Below are 1,886 nucleotides of genomic sequence, written 5' to 3'. Positions count from 1 at the left end.
GCCTCCGCCACCGTCACGCGGTGGCGGGCCACGCGCCCCCGTCAGGCCTGCAGAGCGGCCCCGAACAGCGGGAACACGACCGTCGCGAAGATCGCCGGGCCGCTTTCCGCGCCGCTTCCCCTCACCCCCGGGCCGCTCTCGGGATCCCCCCGGATCCCCCTGCGCAGGAGACTGGCAGCCGTACGGATACAGCGGGCGAACCCCGGGTTACATCCCGGGGCCGACTACCGCGCGGGGCCCGCCACGGGGTCCAGGAAGCCCTGCTCGACCAGCAGCCGGATGGCTTCCGGAGTGCGGTCCCGCAGCACGATCGGGTCCTCCTGCATCAGCTGCGCGATCGCGTCGAGGATCCGGCCCGCGCTCAGTGAGCCGTCACACACTCCGGCGAAGCCGGCGCCGACCGTGTCGACCTTGGTGGCGCGCCGCATTCCGCGGTTCTGCCGGAGTACGACATGTTCCGGATCCTCCGCGCCGGGTGCGCCGACCTGCTCCTGGACGACTTCCTCGGCCAGCGCGAAATGAGCCTCCAGCAGGGCCGCGTCGTCGTGCTGCCGCAGGTAGTCCTGGCGCGCGAAGTGGGCCAGGACGGCTTCGCCGAGGGGCTGCTCCACCGTGTGGGGCCACTCCTCGACCACGATCGAGGGCTCGGCCGCGTCCGTCCGGCGCAAGGTGATCCACCCGAAGCCGACGGACTTGGTCCCGCGGGCGTCGAACTCGTCCAGCCAGTCCTCGTACCGCCGCGTGTACTCGGCGGGGTCGGTCCGGTGGTCGCCCGCGTCGCGCAGCCACAGCTCCGCGTACTGCGTCACGTCCTGCACGTCACGCTGCACGATCCAGGCGTCACAGCCGCGCGGCACCCAGGAGCGCAGGCGGTCGCGCCAGTCCTCGCCCTCCACGTGCTGCCAGTTGCCGAGGAACTGCGCGTACCCGCCCCGGTTGAGCCGCGCGCCGGACTCCTGGACCAGGGTCCGGCACAGGTCGTCGCCGCCCATACCGCCGTCCCGGTACGTCAGCCGGGCGCCGGGGGAGATCACGAACGGCGGGTTCGACACGATGAGGTCGTACGTGGCCTCGCCGACCGGCTCGAACAGCGAGCCGGTGAGCAGCTCGGCCTCCGGGGCCCCGGACAGGGCCAGCGTCAAACGGGTGAATTCCAGGGCCCTGGGGTTGACGTCGGTGGCCGTGACCCGGGTGGCGTGCCGGGACGCGTGCAGCGCCTGGATTCCGGATCCGGTTCCGACGTCGAGGGCGGAGCCGACCGGGGTGCGGACGGTGATCCCGGCCAGGGTGGTGGAGGCGCCGCCGACGCCGAGGACCACGCCCTCCTCGCGGCTGCCGATCCCGCCGGCCCCGCCGACGGAGCAGCCGAGGTCGGAGACGATGAACCAGTCCTCGCCGTCCGGGCCGCCGTACGGGCGTACGTCGACGGTGGCGTGCACCTCGTCGCCCTCCAGGCGCAGCCAGCCGTCGGCCAGCGCCGCCTCGACGGGCAGCGCCTGCGCGGCGTGCACGTACGGCTCCGGCTGCTGGAGCAGGAACAGCCGGACCAGGCTCGCGAGCGCTCCGTCGCCCGGGCCTCGGGTGGCGCGCAGGGCTGGGACGGTCTCGCTGCGGGCCAGCGCGGCGTAGGCGGGGGCGCCGAGCAGGTCGAGCAGCCCGTCGGCGGTGAAACCGGCCGCGAGCAAGGCGGCGCGGAGCTCGGGGGCGCGGTCGGGCTTGGGGAGGCTGGTGGTACTCACGCGTCCATTGTGTCCGCTGGGACCCGTTCTGCCGATCACCCGGGCCCGGAGGGACGAAAGGGCGGCCGCGGCCCCGTCCCGGGCCACGGCCCCCCTGCGCGCCGGACGCCCCGACACCCCCCCCGTGCGGGCGGCCCGGGCGAACGG

The 1,886-nt window shown here is 74.5% G+C and carries 1 protein-coding gene; it reads right to left on the bottom strand.

The genetic code is table 11. The features are described from left to right. Positions 1-224 precede the first annotated feature (224 nt). Positions 225-1,739: a DUF7059 domain-containing protein gene (locus tag ACWGIU_RS36950; RefSeq protein ID WP_453712447.1), complete on the bottom strand. Its 1,515-nt coding sequence runs from the start codon at positions 1,737-1,739 to the stop codon at positions 225-227. Positions 1,740-1,886: the final 147 nt, after the last annotated feature.

The organism is Streptomyces sp. NPDC054840, assembly GCF_053611065.1.
Note: the sequence above shows the minus strand (reverse complement) of the source record. Positions and strands in the feature narration are given on the sequence as shown.